Raw genomic sequence first — 18307 nt, 5'->3', positions numbered from 1 at the left:
GGAGTCGAGTTGCCCGAACAACGCCATGCCGAGCAACGCCTACAAATAGACCCGCCCCGCCAGCGGCGGCGTCGGGTACCCGCCCCGGAACCGGGTACGTCACGACCCGAAGCTGTCCTGGCCGCCGTCCCAGGCTCATGGTGCGCGTTTCGTCGTGGCCACGAGCTCTGTGAGCGTGGTTGGAGCTGCGGGTGGTGTCCTGCATGGCGGTGAAGGGACCTCGAGATCCGCAGCGCCGACCGAAGTCGTGAAAGCGGCAACCATCCTTCGCTCGGACGGATAGCAGAGGATCGCCTGCACGGATTTGCCGCCGATAGTGCGCTGCGGTGGCGGCCCGGGCTCTTTGAGCTGGCCGTTTCCGAGCGTTTGGCGCGCTGGGCGTCTTCTCTCACCGCTGTTGGCGGCGCCGCGATGTTGGCCTGAGCCGTGGCACGCTGCGTGGCGGCGTGGCAAGGGACGGATGGCGGGGAGGCCCGTTTGCCGAGCCCAGGCTCTTCGGTTGTCAGCGTCCGGAGGGGGTCGCTGCGCGGGTGGCTGGGCTGGTCGGTTCGGCCGGGCCTTGGATCGAAGGGGTGTTCGTCGGCGAGTTTTTTCGCGCGGATGTAGTTGGTGCCGGTGGTCGGGAGTCGCTGTTTCGGCTGCGGTCGGTGTCATGCGGGTTTGGTGTACCAGCGTTGGTGTAGCCAGGGTTCGACGGTGAGCACGCTGGTTGCGGCTAGTATCGCGCAGGCGGCGGTTGGTGGGTTGGGTGCCGTCGATGCTGCGGCGAGCCCGGCGGCGATGGTTACGAGTGGGCGGATGAGCGTCAACGGGCCGAGGCCGAGCAGGATGAGGAACGTGGCTGGGCGTCGGGGTAGGACGGCGTAGCCGGCCAGGGATGCCAGGGCGATAGCGGTGTAGGGGCCGATGATCCAGAGCATGGTGATGCCGGCGTGGGTGAGATCGGTGTACCGGGTCGACGGATCTGGTGCGGTGGCCAGGACGATGGTGAGGACGAGGGCAAGGCAGGTCAGCACCGCCGTGCCGGCGATGAGTCCGCGTCGTATCGCGGCGAGGTAGTAGCCGTGTTTGCGGATGCGTCCGTTGCGTCCGGTCGCCGCGCGGAACCCGGCGAGCGCCGCGTCGATCAGCGCGATTGACGCGAGTGTCGCGGGTACCGTGATGGCTGCGCTCACCATGGCCGGCGGGTGGGTTGGCTTTGTGTGGTCAGGTGACGCGCGGATTTGCCGAGCGCGGTTCGCAATGCCGGGAGGTACTGGGGCGTATGCCGAGGATGGGCCGGACCGATGCGCAGAACGGGTTGCTGTGGCGCAGCGGTCGATACAGCAGTGGCATGAGGTCGGGTGCGGACCGGGCGGCGGTCAGCAGTTCATGATCGGTATGGGCGCGGCGGGCGGAGGCGACCCCGTCGTGGCGGCCTAGCGGTTCGCGCATCCGCGCGCGGTGGAACATCCAGGCGCCCAGCGGCGCCAGCCGGGTCGCGGCGATGTCGAAATGGCAGTATGCCTGGGCGCCGGAGTCGGCCTGTGCCCGGAAGAACGCGCCGAGGTCACCGTCGTGCAGGTGATGCAGCAGACCGGTGGAGATGTAGACGGTGGCCGCGCTGGGCAGCGCGAAGGCGTCACCGTGCACGAACTGACATGACAGCCCTTCGGCGACGGCCAGCCGGTTCGCCTCGGCTACGAGCGCGGCGTTGACGTCGACGCCGCACAGTTCCACGTCGCCGAGAATGCCGGTGACCGCGAGCCAACGGATGGCGTATCCGATACCGCAGCCGACATCGACGACCCGTGGCCGCTCACCATCGCGGACCACCGCGGCCAGCAGCGGCCCCAACACCTCGGCCAACTGCTCGGCGATCCGCAACTCCTCATTCAGACGCTGCAGTTCGGTGTGCGTACGCACGAGCAGGCGTCCGACCGCGGACTCGTCAAGCACTCCGTTATGGTGCGGTAGCGATGCCGCGATCCGGGCTCCGCGCCAATCACCGGCCGCATGCAAGACGGAGACCACGTCGTCACGGCGTACCGGCAGCCTCGCACCTGTAGCGGTGTCATGACGGACGATCAGATCCGAGATCTCCACGATCGGCATCCGGGCACTGTAGCGGCGCTACCTCGATGAGTAGCAGGCCGGACGCGGGAGAATGTTCAGCGCGTCGCCGTGATCTGAACGTCAGCGCCGCGTCGTCGAGCTCTTGCCGGTGGCGAACTCCTCATCCCACGCGATCAAGGCGGTGGGGTCCTGGGCCGCGAGGCGGGTGCGGGGCTGTGGTTGTGCCGCCGATGGGGTAGTCGTGAGGGCGGCTGCCGTCCATACGACGGGCCACGGCACGTCGAGCCTTGGGCCGCGTGTGTGGCGGTCGTGATGGTCATGTGGCGGTTGCGCGAGGGTTGACCGAGCCGAGTTCGGGCGGCCAGTTCGTGTCCGAAGCGGCCGGGTGCGCCATCGCAGGCGTGCCGATCCGGCACCGATCGTGGGCTGCTGCTATTGGTGATAGGGAGGACCAGATCGGGGTAGTGTTCGCGGAAACCGTTGTGTGTGGAGGTTTGTGTCGTGGCGCGTCAGGTTATCGAGACTTTGATTGATGACATCGACGGTAAGGCTGCCGAAGAGACGGTCAGGTTCGGTATCGACGGGGTTGACTACTCCATCGATCTGTCGGGCCGTAACGCGAGCAAGCTCCGCTCGCTGCTGTCTGCCTATCAGGACGCCGGCACCCGTTTGGGCCGGTCGACGTTGTCTGGTCACGGGCGCCGTGAAACGGTTGCTGGCCGTCGGGCCGGTGGCCGCGGGGAGAACAGGGCCATCCGGGAGTGGGCTGCCAAGCAGGGCAAAGAACTGTCCGAGCGTGGCAGGATCCCCGCCGCCATCGTGGAGGAGTTTTGGGCGGCTAACCGCTAGGTCGCTAGGTGTGGATGAGATCCGCCGCCGGAAACGTGCGCCGGCGCCGCCATTCTCTGTGGGTGCATGAGGGGGCGCTCGGCTCGTACCTGATCGACGGCGGCAGTTCGACGCGGGCCCCGGCCTCCAGGAGTAAGGCCAGGGCCCGCACCCTTGTCTGTCCACGGTCGCCGTCGCCGTCCCGTCGCCGGCAAGATCATCATTGTGGCCGTGCGATGTGGTCACGCGAGCCGCCAGAGTAGCGGCTGCTGTTCGTTGTCCCTGCTCGGTGCGAGTGGCGGCTGTAGGCCGAGATGGTCGACTACTGCATGCAGGACGAGGCCTGTCGCGCGTTGCTCGGTAGCCGGTCGACGAACTCCTTCTTGGTCGGGTTGGCCCCGTTGAACACGACGACGAGGTAACACTTGGACGGGTTTCGGTCTACCGGCTTGCTGTGGAACCTGTACGGGCTTGGCTGGCCGGTGAACTCTTCGAGGGCGTAGTAGTTCGTCGTCTCGTGTTCACCGACGCCGCTGAGCCGCACGAAGACCCAGGGATGGTCGTTGTCTGGTGCGCGGCAGCCGTAGGACGCCACAACATCGAACGCCTCCTGCGTCGGCTCGATCCTCACCTCCGCCCGGAACAAGCCAGAGCAGATCTTCAACGGCGCTGGCGACCCGACGGTGGCAGAAAGGGCTGTCGAAGGTGACGACGTCGGCGGCTCGGGCGTCGATGTCGGCGACATCGACGGTGCCGTGGACGTCGGTGCAGTCGATGCAGGTGTCTGGCTTTGCGGTCCCGCGGTGGGCGGCCAGGGCGTACCCGTGCCTGGGCCGGATTGCGACCTGACGGTTCGGCTGTCGAGGATCCACCGGGCTCCTGCGGTGCCACCCGCGCCCAGCAGAAGCGCCCCCACTATCAAGGCCGCGAGCAGGCGAAACGACACAGAGGCGATCTGCCGCCCGCGGCTGGTCGTCCACCAAACGCCGAACACAACCAGCCCGACCGCCAGGACGATGAGCAGCGTCACGAGCAGCGTCCGCCACGTTGAGGAGACCAACTGGGCAACGCTCGCGATCGCACCGAACACGGCGAACGCAGCGCTCAGAAACGCGGCCCGTCTCTGCGACACCCTCCGCCGCGCTGGTGGCCTCGTGCCGCCGGCGCCAGTGTGGTCGGGAGCTCCGCCGCCAAGACCCTGATCCGCGCTCAAGGGGGTTCTCCAAGACGTCGATCCGCAAGTCCCTGCCAACAGAATGAATCGGCGCAGCACAATTCCTGCGGACAGCGTGTGCGCCGCATCCGCCCCGACCTCAACGGTCCGAGCGTGAGGTGTCCAAGATCAGGAGGCAAGTCTCACGAACGACACCCGCCGGCTGTCAGTTCGCCAGCCTGCATCGAGGGCCGCCGCCCCGTATGGCACCGCAACACTCGATGACACGAAGCGTCCGTGGCACCCGCTCATGCCGAAGAGCGAGCACCTGATCTTGAATGGCGGACCTGCTCTCGCCGACACGCGCCCCCATTCGCGGCGGACTGACACTGGATCCGCCGCGTCAGTCTTCCCTGAGGAACGCCGAGCTAAATAGGTCGGCTGCGTCGATGAGTTCGTCGGTCGGCAGCTCGAGAGCGCCACTGGTCACCTCATCATTGCCGTCCTCGGTGAGTACCCAAGTGATGTCGACCGAGGTGGTCTGGGGATCCCTCGTGACGATCACGTAGTCGTCTTGGTCGCTCGTCCAGGGCACGTTCGGACGAAACGACTCCGGTGTCAGCACGACTTCGGCGTCGTCGCCGCGATTGCGCCATGCCACGGGGTAATTGTGGGAGTGGGCTCGCAGGGCGGCGAAGTCGATGGATGCTCCGAGCGCGTGACTTTCGGGAAGAATGGGTTCGACCGCCGTCGTGTAGTCCGCGTCATCAGGGTCGTGGTAGTCGAGCAGCTCGCAGCCGTGGAAGGTCACGATGAGGTGCGGCTTGGCGACGAACCTGTCCCGGCTGACGACGCGAACGCAAACACCTGTGAGCGCGACGCCCAAGAAGTGCTCGCGGCCTCTCGCGATATGCTGGGCTTTCCCTCTTCGCCATGTGGCTAATGCACGCTCACGGTCTTCTGTGGTCAGGTGCGCTGTGCCGCCGAAGACGCTCGAGGCCAGCCGAATCGACGTTGCCGCGAACGCGTCCTTCGCGAAGGCTGGTTCTTTGCCGAACTGCTCTTCTTCGTAACCGCGGAGACTCTCCAGAACCTCTTCCACACGGTCAACTCGGCTGATCGGGCCAAGCACTTCCACCTCAAGTGCGATCGGCGGCTTCCTGCCACCGCGCGCTCGTTCGACGAGTGCCTGGACCTCTCCGGAGCGAGCCGGCCTGGTGTTGCTGGTGCCCCGTACGTAGATCGCGCCGTCTTCCAGGTTGTCGCGGCGGTCGTCTCCCTGAAAGCTCTTGTGGCACGCGAAGATCGTCTGCCCTTCCTGCGGTGGCTGTGCGATAACGAACAGCACCTCGTGCTCGGCGTCTACACCGATCCTTCCGAACTCGAACGCCGGGAACTGCGGCCCGAGGTAGGCACGAAGACGATCTTCGAGTTCGTGTGCCTCCGCCCCGCGTGGTACGCCTGATGCGCCGTCCTTCTGCGCACCGATCACCAGCACCGCGTACCCACGGAAGTGCCTGGCGGCTTCGTGCGGACGCCGATTGGCTGCGCCCAGAAGGAACTTCGCGATCTTGGCTGCGGCGGCCTTGCCGTTCATGTCGAGAGTGCTCTTGACCTCGAGGTAGGTCGACTCAGCCTCGTCTCCGACAGCGATCACGTGGTCAAGGACGCCACGAAGAGCGCGTTCACCGAGAGGGATGGTATCGGTGTCTAACCCTGAGTGCCCCGAGCCCGAACCGGCGAAGATACCGTAATCATGCGGCATGGCACGATGCTCTCATTAACCTCTACTCGTTCTGGGCTCGCTACGGGGCTCTGCTGCGGTGCTGCGCCCGGCCACCGTGCCGGGCGAGGATGGCAACTACGACGCCGCTCGATTCGACGACGGAGAGGGCGGCTGAACATGGAGCGGCTCGCCGGCGGCACCGTCAACGCGGTGGCTGCGCCCGGCCACCGCGCCCGACGAGGATGGCGACTGGGGTCCCATCGGGATGCCGAAGAGGTGTCGCCGTCGCTGCGCCCGGCGACTGTGTGGTAACGACTGTAGTCATCTCTGGCCGCGTAGGGTCTTGGCGTAGGTCGTTCCCCGCTCGTAGGCCATGAGTGCCGCCGCGTGGGCTTGTCGCATGTGGAGCCCACTCGCCGACAGTGCGCTCTGGGCCGCATCGAGGTCGCTGTTCTCGGTGCCCAACGAGGTCTTCTGAAGCTCGGCGGCAACGGCCTCTACCGCGGCAACGCTGTTCGTCATGCCGCCGCATACCTGGGCGACGTAGTCCATGCAGGCATCGACGTGGTCGGCGATCTGTTCCGCGGTGCCGAACATTCCGGCCGCGGTGAAGTGGAAATCCGGCGCGCCGGTACGGGGCAGTGGCGGATCGTAGGCATCACCGGGAGTCGACATACATTCACGCTAGGTGATCGAAAGCGTACAGGTCCATGACGCCATTGGGATGGCGGAGTCCTGCCGTTGGTTGACGTGGTGGCGCGATCGGCTGGCCGTCGGCAAGGATCGGCAGGCAGTTCGTCCGATGGTCTGGAGGTCATGGGTTCATGCAGGTGCGGATCGCCGTCGCCGACCCTCTACCGGTGTTCCGCCGGGGCGTAATGGCGATCCTGCGTGAGGCTGGCTACGAACCGGAGGCGCCCGAGGACCTGCTCGCCTGGATCCGCGACGAGGAGAGGAAGGCGATCGTCATCACCGTCCGTTCCGATGCGGACTGGAACCTGCTGGATGCGCTGCACCGTGCCACGGCGGATGTCGTCGTGGTCGCGCTTCTCGACCAGTTGTCGGTGGACGCGTCCGTACGTGCGCTGCGGGCAGGGGCGGCGTGTGTGATTGCGCGTGACGTTAGCCCGTCCTCGCTTCGTGAGGCGTTCAGTGCGGCCGTGCGGGGGCAGAGCCTCGTTCCGGTGGAGGTCCTGCGAGCGCTGATTGACCCGGTGGAAAAGCCGCCTGTCGACCAGCCCTCGTCACAGGAGCGTGATTGGCTGCGGGGCCTTGCTCAGGGTATGACTGTGGGCAGGTTGGCCGTTGACGCCGGATATTCGGAACGGATGATGTTCCGGCTACTGCGCGGGCTGTATACGCGTCTGGGCGCGGACAACCGGACCGATGCCCTGATCAAGGCTCAGGCGCGAGGCTGGCTGTAGTGCGTCCAACGAGCGAGGAGCCGTTAGGCGAGCAGTTGACGTATCCGTGTCAGGATGGTGGCCGGTCGCCCGGCGGTAAGGATGTCGAACAGCTCCCGCCGCCGGTGCCGGCCACCCAATTTGTTGCTACTTCCCTCGATGGCGCGCTGGTAGGCGTGTTCCGCTTGCCATGAGTCGGTGGCCTCATCCATCAGCGCTAGACCTACCTGCGCGATCGCGGCGGCTTCCCATGCCCGGTAGTTGTGCCATTCCTGTTGCAGGAGCTTTTCGGCGAAACCGATCGCCTGGGTGAACGCGGCCCGTGCCCGATCGCCGGTGTTGTCGATGCGAAACGCCGCGACTCCCTCAATCGCCAGCGCTTCAGCGACGAAGAAACTGCGCTTGAACCGCGCGGCTGAGTGGCTCGCGATCAGCGCCTCGGGGAACCTCCGCAGTCGCAACAGGACGGTGGCATAGGTCGCGCCGGCGATGCGGGCAAGCTCAGGGCCACCGATCCGGGCAGCGATCTCGCATGCCGCGGTCGCCAACGGCAACGCGTCCTCCGGCTGTTGCCGGTAGAGCATTATCCGTGCCTCAAGGTCGTCGCAACGGGCGAGAAGCGGTGTCGCGTCCAAGCCGTCGGCGGCCGCCCGCGCCCGGCCGACCGACTCGGAGCTGCGTGTGTCATCACCGAGTTCGAGCTCAACGAGCGCCTGGTTGTAGTCCAGGCGTACGTGGAGCAGCTGGATGTCATGGTCGTGCTGGCGGCGGATGGCGAGGTTATGCCGGGCCGCGTCGATGTGGCGCAGCGCCGCATCGAACCTTCCGGTCTGTGCGTCACAAAGGGCGAGGCCCGCGATCGATTCGGCGTTTCCTGGGCGGTGGTCGTCGCACGCACGACCGGCCGCATCCTTGTACTGCTGGGCCGCGAGGCGGATCCGGCCCGCCCGGAAGAGGTAGCCCGCCAGTTGCAGGAGCAATGCGACCTGCCGTTGGGAGTCCTTCATCTCGACGTTGAGGCGGCCGGCCTTGATCACCTCGGCGATGCCGTCGTCGAGCCTGCCGTACTGGGCCAACGCCCGCGCCAGAAGGGACCCGTGACACACCTTGTCACGGGTGTCGGTCAGCTTGTTCGACACTTCCCGCAGCCACGGCAGTAGGGCATCACTGTGACCCCATTCACGGAGGTGGCGCTCGTCGACATCCTCGATGACCGACAGCGCGCGCTCCGGGTCTCCGGCGGCGATGTGCAGGGCGATCGCGTTGAACCAGTCGACGCAGTCATCAAGGCTGGCTGGGTGCGCGCGCCGGGCCTCCGCCTCGAAGTACGATGCGGCGCGCTTGGTATGCCCGGCGACGACAGCGGGGCCGAGCCTCCGGAGCACGCTGCGCGCCTCGTCGTTCGGTACGTGGTACAGCCCCCCGTGCTCCCGCACGATCCGCCGGTTCGCCAGTTCGTCAAGGATCTGCCGGGCGTCGTCGCGGGTCAGACCCGCCAAGTGAGCTGCGGCCTTCGCGTCGACCGGGCGACGGCACACCGCCAATGCCTCAACAGTCCGCGCCTGATCGGGAACGAGACTCGCCATGACGACGTCGGCGAGGCGGTGTGCGTCGGCGGCACGATCGAGGTCGGGTCCGTGCGGAATGCCAACGAGAATCTCTGTGCGCCGGGGGTGGCGGCCGGTCATCCTTTCCAGCTCTGGAATTGGAAGGGCCTGGACCTGGTCGCGTCTTGCGCTTATGAGATCGCTGACGAAACCGTTGTACTCCTGGGGCGGCAATCCGCCGTCGAGACGCACGGGGTCGGCGCTCGGCAGCCGGATCCGTGGCGTCGTCCTCGTTCCCACCGGCGAGGTAGTGACGAACAGGACCCGGACACTGCGGCCGCGAGAGTGAGCGATCTCGGTGAACATCGCTGCGATGCCCTCGTCGTGTAGCTGGCCATCCGGCTTCAACAGTTCCTGCGCCTCGTCGACGACAAGCAGCACCGGGCCAGCAGCCAACGCGACGAGCACGTCGTCGAGCCTGGTGAGCGGATCCGCCTGCGGCACACGCAGCTGTGCCTTGAGCAGCTCCCGCTTCGTTCCGTCAGCGACCATCTCGGCCAAGGCGTCGAGGACCGTGGTCACGGTGACGCCGCTGTAGCCGGTTGCGGTCAGGAAAGCGGCCCGGCCGGGGAACTCGCGAGCGACTTCCGCCGCGAGCGCTGTCTTGCCGACGCCAGCGGGACCACGCAGCTCGCTCAGGACCGATTCCTGCCCGGTGACCAACGCCCGAAGGGCACCTCGTTCGCCTTCGCGGTCTCGCACCCGGCTCGGAACGTAGTCGGGCAGGCCGGCCACAACCTGGCGAGAGCCGGCGGTGGGCACGGCACTGAGGTCCGCAATGCCGGTCACGCCGAGCCGCGACCACCAAGCGGCGGCGTCGATGACGCCGGCTCCCCAGCGCGGGTACTCCAAATCGGGTTCGATCGCGGTAATCGGGACCGCCTTGATCGTCGACTGTCCTTCTCGCGGCCTGTGCTCGAACACAACGCCGAGCAACAGTCCATCCGAGGTGACGACGGGTCCGCCGGACATCCCTGACCATGGCGAACTCGCGGAATGGCCGTGTTCGAGCAACTCTCGTGGCGTGTTGCGGACGTAGACGCTCAGGAGCCCGGTCACCAGGTGTGATCCGGGTAGCACTACACCGGCGGCCTGGACGGTGTCCCGTTGCGCCGACGGCGATTCCCCATGGAGCGGGTATCCAAAAGCATTACATTCGATCATTTCCGTACTGCTGCGATCGACTCGTGCGAGCGGCATCGGGGGAGAGGCTCAAAAGATGGGTCCTCGATCTCGACTAGTGCCAAGTCCGGGCGTGGTCCGCTCAGCTCGCCCACGAACCGCGGATCAAGTGTTGCCGGCCAGCGATGCTTGGTCGAGCTACGCACGAGCACCTCGACCGCGTCCGCCACAACGTGAGCCGCGGTGAGCACCGTCCGGCCGTTCACGATGCAACCTGACCCGTGCCTGTGGCGGGAGCCAACCGCAGCCACGGCGATGACCTCGACCAAGCGACGCGGCAAGGGCGCCGGCATCGCTAGTCCTTGAGCTCGTCGTCCATCCCGGCGACCTTGACCGGAAGCCCGGACCGGTCGACGGGACCACCGAACACCACGGTCACCTTTTGCTCATTGGCGCGCTGCCGGCTGCCGCCACCACCCAGCTCTACCGGAACCAGCGGCACCTTGAAGCCCGCCCGCCCGTCGGCCGAGCGCGTCGCCGTCACCGTCAGCTCGACCGTCATCGACTCGATAGGCAGCTGTATCTCGGCACCGGCACCGGCAGCCCGCGCCCGCAAGAGATCGTCCCGGAGGGCCGAAATCGCCTCCGCCAAGCCAACGCCATTAGACAAGCCAACGCCATTAGACTGGTCCGCCACGCGACTGTCCCCTCTCCAATCGCCGTAGGTAGCGCCACCCTAGCGGTAAGTCACCGACGTGACTATCGGCTTCACGTCAGTGGGATCGCCTCATCCGGGTCGATCCGGATCGCGTCGGTCGTGTCGATGCGGAGGTCGGTGATGACCGCCGCATAGTCGTGGGCGGCGGAGGGGTTGCTCGACGGTGATTGAGACGTACGAGCCGGCGTCCGCGGGTCTCGACCAGCACGGCCTCCTCCGGTTCCCGGTAGGCCCGGCCAACGGTGTTCACGGCAGGTGCGGCTGGTCGGGTCGGCTAGAGCAGCGAACGCGGCCAGGAAGACGCGCGCTTGAGTTGTTTGTTGCCGCCTCTTGGTGGGGGTTCGCCGCGGATGCTGGTGTCGGAGCGACGGGTGACCGGGGCCAGGCCGGCGTAGGCGGCTAGGTGGCCGGGGGGTGGGCAACGAGGTGCCGTCGCCGACTTCGAGCAGGATGCGGGCTGCGGTCCTGACGCCGATGCCGGGCATCGAGGTCAGAGGGTGCGCATCAAGCATCCCCTCGACCTGTGCGGCGGTCTGGCCGCGTTGGCGCAGCCGGTCACGCATGCTGTCGGCCAGTCGGGGCAGGACGGTCTCGGCCGTCGTGGTGCCTGGCACTACGACGGTCTGCGCGTCGAGCGCGGTGAGGATCTGATCAACGAGGCGGGTGCCCATGCGCGGTGCGCGTTGCTTGGTGATCTCGACAAATTTGGTCCGGCTGGCCTTGCGTAGCCCGGCTGGTCCGCCGCACCGCGAGAGCAGTTCGAGCACGGCGGGATGTTGGATTTTCGGGCCCAGGACCCGCTCCAGTGGTGGGTGGACTTGAGTGAGCAGGCCGCGGATGCGGTTGGAGATGCGGCTGACCTCGCCGGCGAGGTCGTCGTAGCGCGACCAGGACCTCCAGCTCTGCCAGGGCTTCGTCGCCGTTGTCGACCCGGCGCAGGGTGTGCGGCAACGTGCGGGCGGCGTCCGCGATCACGTAGGCGTCGCGGGCGTCGATCTTGGCCGTGCCCGGGTGTAGGTCGGCCAGCCGGCGATGACCAGGCCGGGCAGATAGGCTACCTGGTGTCCGCACGCACGGGCCACGGCGACGGGTAGCGCACCGATCGAGGCGGGCTGGTCGACCACCAGCAGGATCCGACCCTGTCGGGCGAGTTTGTCGAACAGCTTGCGCAGTCCGGCCTCGGTGTTGGGCAGCGTCGCGTCGTGCAGCCGCCTCAGCCGACGACACCGCTCAACAAGAGCAGCCGAACCCGAATCGAGCGCCAAGACAAACTGATCTGCCGATGACAGTGTGCTCGCTCAATCGCCGAGCGGTCCACTTTGGCATATCGGTGTCAGTTTCCCGACCTTGCGGACGCGCCTCTCAGATTGACTTGGCCAGACAGGCGGTATGCTGCGGGGTCAATCAGTATGTGTAGCCTCCTCCCCAACTGGCACTGCAGCAGCTCGGCAGGTTAGACCTTTACTCGCCTCGTACGGCGGACGTACACACGGAAGGTGCGAATTGTGGATGCTGACGACACGAGCGAGCTAGAGAAGAAGAAAAGCGACGAGAATGCAACGCCTCCCGACTACCTTGATCTTGGGGTGCTTCTCTATAGGCAAGTGCGGGCCAAACTGGACAAAGAAGAGCGTGCACACTTCTTCTCATGGTTGTTGTCCACTCCAGTGAATCTCCTAATAGTTCTAGTATCTGTGTCTGCAAGCCTGATGGTCGCGTCGTGCTCGATAGGTGCCGCATTAGTCCCTCCTCTTGTGGAGCGCGGCGAGAACACCGCAACAAAGAAGGAGCAGGCGTACTCCGGCTTTACGGAGGCAGTGAGCACGGCCCGCGCCAAGAACGATGCAGCTGTGGATCAATGCCTCGGCCGCCCTACGCCGCCGGCTGCCGGTAAATGTTCGCCAATGTCCGAGCTATTCGTCGCATTCGACCAAGCTCGTATTTCCCTCGCCAAACTGCGTGCATATGCATCAAACGATGCTATTCGTGCTGCTGAAGTCTTGATTGCACTTCTCCCGAGACTAATCTACCAAGACGTCAGCGGCGGACTTCGCAAGATCGATGGGGTCGCCTTCACGAAAGCATTTGATGATTTATTGCGTCTGATGTGCACCGACATCAGAGCTGACTCTGGTAAGCCCTGCGGATGACATCCCTCCGAATACCCGCGTCCAGCAACCATGCTGCGTATTGGCTATATTACTTCGACACCTGACCGAACCCAGGCCTACGTGCACGGATCTGCCGCTGATGGAGTGGCACGGGGACTGGTCGATGGGCCGCAAGGGTTGTTGACGCGCGGGCGCGCTCGCTGGTCGTTTCAGCTGACTTGGTTGGCTGTGCCTGCCTGCCCACCGCCCCGTCGGGGCGGGCCGGGCAGGACCGGGTCGTTTCCGGCTACTACTAGGATCAGCGCGCCTGCAGCCTAGAACGGAGCATGATGTCCGAGCCGTCTGTGCCAGCGCCGCCTTCTACCGCTGGTTTCCCGGGTTTGCCCGCGCTGTCGCCAATCCAGGTCGCGGCTGTCCCGCCGCCTTCGCCTCGAAGGTCCCGGGTGGGGATGATCATGGCTGTCGTGGTGGGGGCGGCGTTGTTGCTGTGTGTCGGTGGTCCGCTTACGGCCTACCTGTTGCTGAAGGATGACGTTGGGGAGGTTGTCGAGGCGACCCAGACGCGGGTAGTGGCGCCGGAGACGTTGAACGGGCGGCCTCAGGTTTCCGACCCGCAGATGCGGAGCCAGGTCGATGCCAGTCTGGCCGGTATGCGTAAGGCGTTGCCGGCGGCGACGAGCAGCGTTGGACAGGCTTACGGCGAGAAGGACGCGGAAGGCCAGTACGAGGAGTTGTTCCTGGTATTGGCCGTCTCGAATGTCGCCCTTGACCCGGAGAAGGAGCTCAACGAGGCTCTGCGCGGGATGCAAGCCGGCGGTATGCAGACGGACGGCTTGACGCCGGTCGACCCGGGCCCGTTGGGTGGCCACGCCCGCTGTGGTGACAACAAGGTGGGGCAGGTCGAGATGGCGATCTGCGTGTGGATGGACAAGGGCAGCTTCGGGATGATCACGTACTATTTCCACCCGGCCGCCGACTTGCAGCGTGAGTTCGTCACCATGCGTGGTGCCATCGAGCAGCGGTCCTGATCCTGCACCCGCCTGGCCCCGTCACGACCGAGGTATGCCGTCTGCTACGACGAGACCACGGCGTGGGGCAACCTACAGCCAACCGCTTGACAACAAAAAACCTGGGATGTCTGCCGCTGACCGCTGGCCACGTTGCGTGGCACTCACTGGCTGCTGGCGAGCAGTACGACCCGCTGGCGCGGTTAGAGCCCGGACGGGTGTGTGGAAAGCCAGTCACGGTGTCGGCTGCGAAGGGCGTCGCGCTCGGCGGTGGTGGGTAGGATGATGTCCATGCCGCCGTCGTACGGATGGTAGAGCCAGCGCACGGCTACATCGGTGATGAGAACGTTGCCGATCTCGTCGTCAGCGATGTGGCGTAGTAGTGGGTCGAGGCAGCCCACGGCCCATGGTGTCTCGTTGACGTAGAGGTGCATCCAGCTCGTCCAGTCCGGCTCGTCGTCGATGCAGAGGCTCGTCCAGTACGTTGCGGCGGGTTGCACGGTGGCGGTCAGGGCCGTCCGGCCAACTCTGGCGGTACAGGTCGGTCGGAGTATCCAGCGGATACGACCAGCACGGTGCGGGTGGTGACGAGCTCCGTCAGGACGGTGTGGTGCCGGGCCAGGATGATGTCGTATTCAGCTTCGGTGCCCGGATAGCGCTTGGAGTCCGGCAAGGTGTGAAACCGCACCCACCTGTCCTGCAGCTCTTCTCGTAGCAAGTACGGCAGCTTCGAGCATCCGGGCCACTGTCGCTCCCATAGGTCCGACAGCCGCGCAGTGTCCACCACGACACCAATCGTCGGGCACCGACCTGCGGACCGCCTTCGAATTACGTGCACTCTCTGCCGCCGACCGGGCGCTACGTAGCGTAGCGTTGGCCCGAGCCGGCCGACTCTCGGTCCTGCGGAGGTCCGGACGATGGTCCGCTCTCTTGGACGGAGATCTGGTAGGGATCCAGGCCTCGGCGGTCGTGATTCGCGGCAGGCCCGCCAAGATATGATCGTCCACCATGTCCAGTCCGCTGCCCCGATCGGAGCTGAGCCGCAAGGGTGGCCTGCTCAGGTGGACGCTTGTGGTGGTGGCCGCCCTGATCCTCGCGTGCGGGCTGTCGATCGGGTTCATTCGGAACTCCCATGACGACAAGGAATCGCGGGAGTCGGCCGGCGAGATTAATCAGTACCTGAGTCTCGTCCAGCGGCGCGACCGTACGGGTGCTGACGCGATGCTCTGCGGCGGAGATGACTCGGGCCCCGCCGATCTGCCTGTCGGTTACCTCGAGGATGGGCACGCACCAGTAATGGAGTCCTTCGCGATCGTCGACAGCTGGGATTGGTCGTCGGTGATAGACGGCCACGGTACGGGTTACCTCGTTCGAATGCTGTTCGCAGACGGGTCGACCGCTGACGTCGAGCTTGTCGTAGAGGTGATAGGCGACGATCCGTGCATCGCCACGTCGATTCCATTCTGAGCAAATAGAGTTCTGCGGCAGCCACCCACCGGAGGAGCCAGGCATCCGCTCATGCCGCGATGCGGTCGCTACGTTACGCGATGACTCTGCTAGCGGCTGGCGTATGAAGAGGTCGCAATTCTGCCTTGTGCCGGCTCGCGACCTAGCCGGGCTCATCGTCCAGCCGTTCGCGCAGCAGGTTGGCGACCGGCAGGTCCAGAACGCCTAACAACTCGTCGGCGCGTGCACGGTCGGCCAACCCGCTCGCCGGGCGGTCGGATGCGCGCTGTGCCGCTGCCCTGCGGAGCAGGGCCAATCCGACGCGCACGTGGTCGTGAAGCCGGTCGAATTCAGCGATCGACGCGTCGTATGCGGACAGCGCCTCGACCGGTCGTCCAGCGGCGGCAAGCGCATCGCCGATCAGTTCCTGAGCAGAACCTATGCCGAGGCCGTCGCGGACGTTTCGGAACATCTCCAACATCTCACGGAAGTCGCCCACCGCGTCGTCGTGGCGATCGTCATCCAGCGCAAGCTGACCCCGCTCGGCCAACGCGAGCCCGAGCGCCCTCTGGTCGCCGAGCCGTCGGCCGACCAGCATCGCCTCCGAGATCGCCGACAACGCCTCGGCCCGGCGGCCGATGAGGCGGTTAGCCGCCGCGAGTGTGCGCAGCGCCGCGGCGCGCATCCGCTCGTCCGCGAGATCAGTAAGCAATGCGAGCGCGCGCTCCAACACCTTGACGGCGTGCTCCGGGCGTCGCGATTCGTTGTAGAGCTCGCCGAGCACGACGCGGCTGCGGATCTCGGCGCGCCGGTCGCTCAGCTCAGCAAACAGGGCAACCGACTGAAGCAGTGGCTCCTCGGCCGCTGCGAACTGGCTTAACTCGGCCAATGTCTCGCCGTACGCATAGAGCGCCTCGGCGCGCAGCCGGCGGTCACCCAGACTGGTTGCGATCGCCACCGCCTCGGCCGCTGGCTCCAGCGACCGGCGGACGTCGCCGGCTTCGTGATATGCGTGGCAGACCCCACACAGAGCCTGACACCGCCGCCCGCCCTCGCCCAAGGCGGCCGCGGCAGTCGCGGCATCGCTCCACAGCGCTAGCCGGTCCGGGTGGTCGCCGGCCCCGTCCAAAAGCGGAGACACGGCCGACACCAGCTGCCACACGGCCTCGTGCGCGCCGGCCGCGACCCCGTCGTGTACGGCCGTCACAACAGTCTCCCGCTCGCGCAGCAGCCAGGCACCCGCCGACGCCTCGGTCGCCAGCCGCTCAAGTAGCCGGGTCAGGACAGCCAGCCGCTCCTCTGGCGGCTCTTCGGCAGCCAGCCGTTCGGCCGCGAACAACCGGAGTAGATCGTGCAGCCGGTACCGGCCCGGCTCCAGCGATTCGATCAGATGCGAATCCACCAGCCGCTCCAAGACCCCGGCAACGTCTCGGTGCGCGGTTGCCCCAGCTCCCACCATGGCAGCCCCAGCCCCGAGACCAAACGTCCGGCCCGGGTGCGCCCCGACCCGCCGGAACACCAGCCGGTCCAGTTCCGACAGCTCCGCGTACGAAGCCTCGAACGCGGATCGAACGGCCAGATCTCCCTGCTTCAGCTCATCCAACCGGCCACGCTCATCGTCCAGCCGTTCCGCCAGTTGACCAGGCGTCCAGGTGGGCCGGGCCCGCAACCGCGCACCGGCGATGCCCACCGCCAGCGGGAATCCACCGCACAACCGCACGAGCCGGGTCGCACCGGCACGATCTGCGACGATCCGGTCTGCCCCAGCTGCGTTGGCCAGCAGAGCGAGGCATTCCTCGTCGCCCAACCCGCTGATCGGATGTGACACAGCCGGCGCAAGCTCAACGAGTAGCCAGCGACTGGTGATCAGGACCAGGCAGCTCGCGCCGCCGGGGAGCAGGGGCCGTACCTGATCGGCGGCGCGTGCATCGTCAAGCACCATAAGAACTCGGCGCCGGGCAGACACCGACCGGAACCGAGCGCTCAACTCGTCCACATCCCCGCGCCGCTCGTCGCCCGCTGCGCCGAGCGCACCCAGCAATCGGGCCAGAACGGCCCCGGGGCGTGCCGGTTCGCCGCTGGCACCGCCCAGCGGGACGAATAGCTGCCCATCGGGGTAGTCGGCGGCCCAGGCGTGGGCGACCCAAACCGCCAAGGACGACTTGCCCACGCCAGGCGGGCCCGTGATGGCAATGACGCGGTGCTCACGCTGAATCAGCCGATCGATAGCGACCACGTCCTCGGCCCTGCCTGCAAAAGACGCCGGAACCGCGGGAAGCTCCGCCGGCGGAGCGGCTGGCTCCTGCCGCGCCATGACCCACAAACCCGGCGGCTCAGCCAGCCGCTGCTGCCAGATCGCCATCCCCACGACCACGGCACCAAAAACGGCCACCGCCGGCCATGCCAAGAAAGAAAATCCGCGCAACGGCGGCGGCAACGAACCTCCGGTCGCCACGTTCACCGCCACCGCGAGCAGCACCGACAACAGCCCGGACGCGATGGCCAGAAACACCAGCCGCGCCCGCCGCATCGCACCTCCACACCCAGTCCCACCGGCAGGGTACGGCACCGCGCTCAAGCACCCCTGCGGCCCTGACAGGGCCCACAAAATCACGTTCTTGCCGCGGCGTGCGCGGCAAAAACGTGATCGGCGCAAGTATTGAAGTCTCTTGGCCGCGTGTTCCGAAGGGCGGGCATAGGCCCGGCAGCCGTCGGTTCAGTACCCGCCCGGCCGCGGGCGGCGGCGTTATGTTGATGAGGCCAGCGACGTGGCCTGCCACCGCGAACACAGCCACGTCACCCACCAACGCACGGATCTGCCGATGAGCGCGCATCTGATCTTGCTGCTTGATGTTGTGCGCGATGGCGCTGGAGGCGAGCAAGGTGGCAAACTACTGCCAGGGACGCTGGACACGACGGTGCTTGTCCTTGATCTGTGATCATTCCCGATGTCAGTTTCGAGTTGGCGCCGTGCTCACGTGTCGCCCAACAGTGCGCGTGGCTTGACTTGATTAGGGGTGGTAGTCTACCGCGCCATGCGATCCCTCGATTGGGGAAGCGTGCCCGCGTGGTTAGCTGCCGGTTCGCTCCTTCTCGCCTTCCGCATATTCCTTCGCGACAGAACGACGGCG

16 protein-coding genes and 1 pseudogene are annotated in these 18307 nt (G+C 66.3%); 5 read left to right on the top strand and 12 right to left on the bottom strand.

Annotated elements, in window-relative coordinates:
* Positions 1–650: 650 nt before the first annotated feature.
* Complete coding sequence (locus Phou_RS07600; protein ID WP_173054796.1) at positions 651–1178, bottom strand: oxidoreductase; 528 nt, start codon at positions 1176–1178, stop codon at positions 651–653.
* Positions 1179–1206: 28 nt separating this feature from the next.
* Positions 1207–2094, bottom strand: a complete 888-nt coding sequence (locus Phou_RS07595) for a class I SAM-dependent methyltransferase (RefSeq protein WP_218578844.1) — start codon at positions 2092–2094, stop codon at positions 1207–1209.
* 462 nt (positions 2095–2556) lie between these two features.
* On the opposite strand from Phou_RS07595, the gene Phou_RS07590 reads away from it, so the two are divergent.
* Positions 2557–2904: a histone-like nucleoid-structuring protein Lsr2 gene (locus tag Phou_RS07590; protein ID WP_173054794.1), complete on the top strand. Its 348-nt coding sequence runs from the start codon at positions 2557–2559 to the stop codon at positions 2902–2904.
* Between the two features lie 301 nt (positions 2905–3205).
* Here the strand turns inward: Phou_RS07590 and Phou_RS07585 are convergent, their stop codons facing one another.
* From Phou_RS07585 to Phou_RS07575, 3 genes are all read right to left on the bottom strand, one after another.
* The gene (locus Phou_RS07585) at positions 3206–3973 is read right to left on the bottom strand and encodes a hypothetical protein (RefSeq protein ID WP_173054793.1); all 768 of its coding nucleotides are present in this window, start codon (positions 3971–3973) and stop codon (positions 3206–3208) included.
* 466 nt (positions 3974–4439) lie between these two features.
* Positions 4440–5801: a hypothetical protein gene (locus Phou_RS07580; RefSeq protein ID WP_173054791.1), complete on the bottom strand. Its 1362-nt coding sequence runs from the start codon at positions 5799–5801 to the stop codon at positions 4440–4442.
* A 282-nt stretch (positions 5802–6083) separates the two neighbouring features.
* Entirely contained in the window at positions 6084–6437 is a 354-nt protein-coding gene (locus Phou_RS07575) for a hypothetical protein (protein ID WP_173054789.1), read from the bottom strand.
* Between the two features lie 149 nt (positions 6438–6586).
* Here Phou_RS07575 and Phou_RS07570 point away from each other — a divergent pair, with 149 nt between their 5' ends.
* On the top strand, positions 6587–7186 hold the full coding sequence (locus Phou_RS07570; RefSeq protein ID WP_173054786.1) for a helix-turn-helix domain-containing protein: 600 nt from the start codon (positions 6587–6589) through the stop codon (positions 7184–7186).
* A 23-nt stretch (positions 7187–7209) separates the two neighbouring features.
* Here the strand turns inward: Phou_RS07570 and Phou_RS07565 are convergent, their stop codons facing one another.
* The 4 genes and pseudogenes from Phou_RS07565 to Phou_RS07550 all read right to left on the bottom strand — a co-directional run.
* Positions 7210–9831 (bottom strand): ATP-binding protein, encoded by a 2622-nt coding sequence (locus Phou_RS07565; protein ID WP_173054784.1) that lies wholly within the window; start codon positions 9829–9831, stop codon positions 7210–7212.
* 101 nt (positions 9832–9932) lie between these two features.
* Complete coding sequence (locus Phou_RS55360; protein WP_371872087.1) at positions 9933–10247, bottom strand: trypsin-like peptidase domain-containing protein; 315 nt, start codon at positions 10245–10247, stop codon at positions 9933–9935.
* Between the two features lie 2 nt (positions 10248–10249).
* On the bottom strand, positions 10250–10546 hold the full coding sequence (locus Phou_RS07555; RefSeq protein WP_173054780.1) for a trypco2 family protein: 297 nt from the start codon (positions 10544–10546) through the stop codon (positions 10250–10252).
* A gap of 323 nt (positions 10547–10869) precedes the next feature.
* Positions 10870–11877, bottom strand: a pseudogene (locus Phou_RS07550) (IS110 family transposase); the annotation flags it as partial.
* Positions 11878–12117: 240 nt separating this feature from the next.
* Between Phou_RS07550 and Phou_RS07545 the strand changes: the two are divergent.
* Both Phou_RS07545 and Phou_RS07540 read left to right on the top strand, forming a co-directional pair.
* On the top strand, positions 12118–12762 hold the full coding sequence (locus Phou_RS07545) for a hypothetical protein (RefSeq protein ID WP_173054778.1): 645 nt from the start codon (positions 12118–12120) through the stop codon (positions 12760–12762).
* A gap of 416 nt (positions 12763–13178) precedes the next feature.
* Positions 13179–13751 (top strand): hypothetical protein, encoded by a 573-nt coding sequence (locus Phou_RS07540; RefSeq protein ID WP_173054776.1) that lies wholly within the window; start codon positions 13179–13181, stop codon positions 13749–13751.
* Positions 13752–13933: 182 nt separating this feature from the next.
* Here Phou_RS07540 and Phou_RS52325 read toward each other — a convergent pair whose 3' ends face one another.
* Positions 13934–14230, bottom strand: coding sequence for a DUF3885 domain-containing protein (locus Phou_RS52325; RefSeq protein WP_246273369.1), 297 nt, complete (start codon positions 14228–14230; stop codon positions 13934–13936).
* Positions 14231–14238: 8 nt separating this feature from the next.
* Positions 14239–14418: a DUF3885 domain-containing protein gene (locus tag Phou_RS52320; protein ID WP_246273368.1), complete on the bottom strand. Its 180-nt coding sequence runs from the start codon at positions 14416–14418 to the stop codon at positions 14239–14241.
* 320 nt (positions 14419–14738) lie between these two features.
* Here Phou_RS52320 and Phou_RS07530 point away from each other — a divergent pair, with 320 nt between their 5' ends.
* On the top strand, positions 14739–15197 hold the full coding sequence (locus Phou_RS07530; protein ID WP_173054774.1) for a hypothetical protein: 459 nt from the start codon (positions 14739–14741) through the stop codon (positions 15195–15197).
* Positions 15198–15339: 142 nt separating this feature from the next.
* Here the strand turns inward: Phou_RS07530 and Phou_RS07525 are convergent, their stop codons facing one another.
* The gene (locus Phou_RS07525; RefSeq protein WP_173054772.1) at positions 15340–17706 is read right to left on the bottom strand and encodes an ATP-binding protein; all 2367 of its coding nucleotides are present in this window, start codon (positions 17704–17706) and stop codon (positions 15340–15342) included.
* Positions 17707–18307 lie beyond the last annotated feature (601 nt).

Origin of the sequence: Phytohabitans houttuyneae (assembly GCF_011764425.1) — a bacterium.
GTDB classification, from domain to species: Bacteria; Actinomycetota; Actinomycetes; order Mycobacteriales; family Micromonosporaceae; genus Phytohabitans; species Phytohabitans houttuyneae.
Note: the sequence above shows the minus strand (reverse complement) of the source record. Positions and strands in the feature narration are given on the sequence as shown.